Raw genomic sequence first — 2,057 nt, forward strand, 5'->3', positions numbered from 1 at the left:
GGGATCGGTTAGATCAGTGGAGTGACTTGCTCCTTCACCCCAAGCAGTGCGCGCCCGTAGGCTTCACTGGCAATGGCCGGGTTGACCACGGCGTGGCGGGAGCCCGTTTCCAGGTCGCGCCACTTCTGCTGCAGGGGGCTGGCTTCCGCGAAGGAGCCGGCGCCTTGGACGCTCAGGAGCAGATCCATGGCCTCACGGGAGCGGGTGGCGACGGTTCCTACATCCATCCTTACCCGTGCGCGGGTTTCGAAGTCGAGGTAGTCGGTTCCCTTGGCGGCGGTATCGATGTCTGCTGCGGCCCGGAGCATGTGCAGTTCGGCCGAATCGATCAGGGATGCAGCCTGGGCGATGTTGATCTGGGTGGATCCTGCGTCGGTGGCGCGGTCGTAGAAGGTGTAGGCGATTCCTTTGCCTTTGGCCAGGGATGCCTTGACGAAGTCAAGGGCGCCCTTGGCCAAACCGAGTTGGGGACCGACGAGGATGAGGGAGGCGACCGGGACGAAGGCGGAGCGGTAAAGGGCTTCGTCGTTGTGTTCGGTCGGGACCTTACCCTCCACGGCCTGTGTCAGTGACATGATCCGGTGGTTGGGCACGAAGACGTCCTCCGCGACGAGAGTGTTGGAGCCGGTTCCGCGCATGCCTGCGACGTACCAGGTGTCTTCCATGCTCAATTCGCTCATCGGAATCAAGGCCAGGCCCTGGTCGATCTGGGTGCCGGCTTCATCGACGACGGGTACGCCGAGGATGGCCCACTGGGAGTGCAGGGAACCGGAGGCGAAGCCCCACTTGCCGGTGACCTTCAGCCCACCGTCAACCGCGACGGTGCTGGAACTGGGGGCGAAAACGCCGCAGACGCGTGCGTCAGGGTTCTCTTCGTAGACATCGCGCTGCGCCTGGTCAGGGTAGAGGCCCATGATCCAGCCACAGACGTTGATGAGGCTGGTGACCCATGCGGTGGATCCACATGCCTGCCCCAGGGTCGAGGTGACCTTCAGGAAGGTGGAGAAATCGGCTTCGTGGCCGCCGAGACGCTTGGGGACTGCGATCTTGAAGAGCCCTGCCGCGGCGAGGGCTTCGATGTTTTCCTCCACGACGCGACGGTCGGTTTCGGTCTGGAACGCGTTCTTCCGGAGAAGGTCCAGAAGATCAGCGGCCTTGGCCACCAAGTCGGTGTCGGTGCCGGTAGTTGGGGAGGTCTGCTCCGCGGTAATGGTCATCATTGTCCTTCCAGGGGGTCCTCAGTGGTTGAGGCGAAAACCGGGTGTGCTTCCTTGAGAAGCTGTTCCACCATGGTTGCCCCCCGGTCCCCGGCAACTCTTATGCTCAGCGACCAAAAATGACCCCGTGAGCTGCGCCACACGCCAAGGAGGGCGTTCCAGCTTGGCTCTGAGCACAAACAGGCCTTGCGGAGTTGTCAGGCCAGCCAAAGAGTTGCGGGGCTGTGAGCTGCTTCACTGTCATCAGCCCCACCTCTCACCACGACATAGGAGTCCTGATGACCATCATGATTGATCGCCCTGCAGTTTTGAATGCATCGTCCCTGCGCCGGGCCATGGGCCGCATCCCCACCTCCGTTGCCGTGGTGACCGGGCACGGCCCTGAGGGTCCCGTTGGCATGACCGTCGGTTCGCTCTCCACGGTCTCCCTGGATCCGCCCCTGGTTACCTTCTTCGCTATGAAGGAGTCGCGGTCCTTTGCCGCCCTGCGCAATCTGGACCGCATCTGCATCAACGTTCTGGATGAAGATCACGCCGATGTTTGTTTTGCTTTTGCTTCCTCTTCCGGGCCGAAATTCGCCGTTGGCGACTGGGATATGGAGGGCGCAGGCGCCCCTGTCCTGAACACCGCCTCGATCTCCATGGAGTGCACGGTCGATTCCGTGTATGAAGCCGGCGACCACTACGGTCTCATGGCACGGCTGACCGATCTGCAGACAGCTGACACTCGCCCCATGGTCTTCTACCGCGGCCTGATCTCCCGGTTGCACCCGTCCACGGGCCGCCACGCCAAGACCAACCGCTTCGACTGGTGGGCTCACTAATGTCGAGTTCCGCCGC

Annotated in this window: 2 protein-coding genes; one reads left to right on the forward strand and one right to left on the reverse strand. The window is 62.6% G+C overall.

From position 1 onward, the window contains the following. Window positions 1–8 precede the first annotated feature (8 nt). Window positions 9–1,220 (reverse strand): acyl-CoA dehydrogenase family protein, encoded by a 1,212-nt coding sequence (locus HP499_RS23665; protein WP_253951768.1) that lies wholly within the window; start codon window positions 1,218–1,220, stop codon window positions 9–11. Window positions 1,221–1,495: 275 nt separating this feature from the next. On the opposite strand from HP499_RS23665, the gene HP499_RS23670 reads away from it, so the two are divergent. Beyond that, window positions 1,496–2,041 (forward strand): flavin reductase family protein, encoded by a 546-nt coding sequence (locus HP499_RS23670; RefSeq protein WP_172326485.1) that lies wholly within the window; start codon window positions 1,496–1,498, stop codon window positions 2,039–2,041. Window positions 2,042–2,057 lie beyond the last annotated feature (16 nt).

Origin of the sequence: Paenarthrobacter sp. CM16 (assembly GCF_013179505.1) — a bacterium.
Taxonomy (GTDB): Bacteria; Actinomycetota; Actinomycetes; order Actinomycetales; family Micrococcaceae; genus Arthrobacter.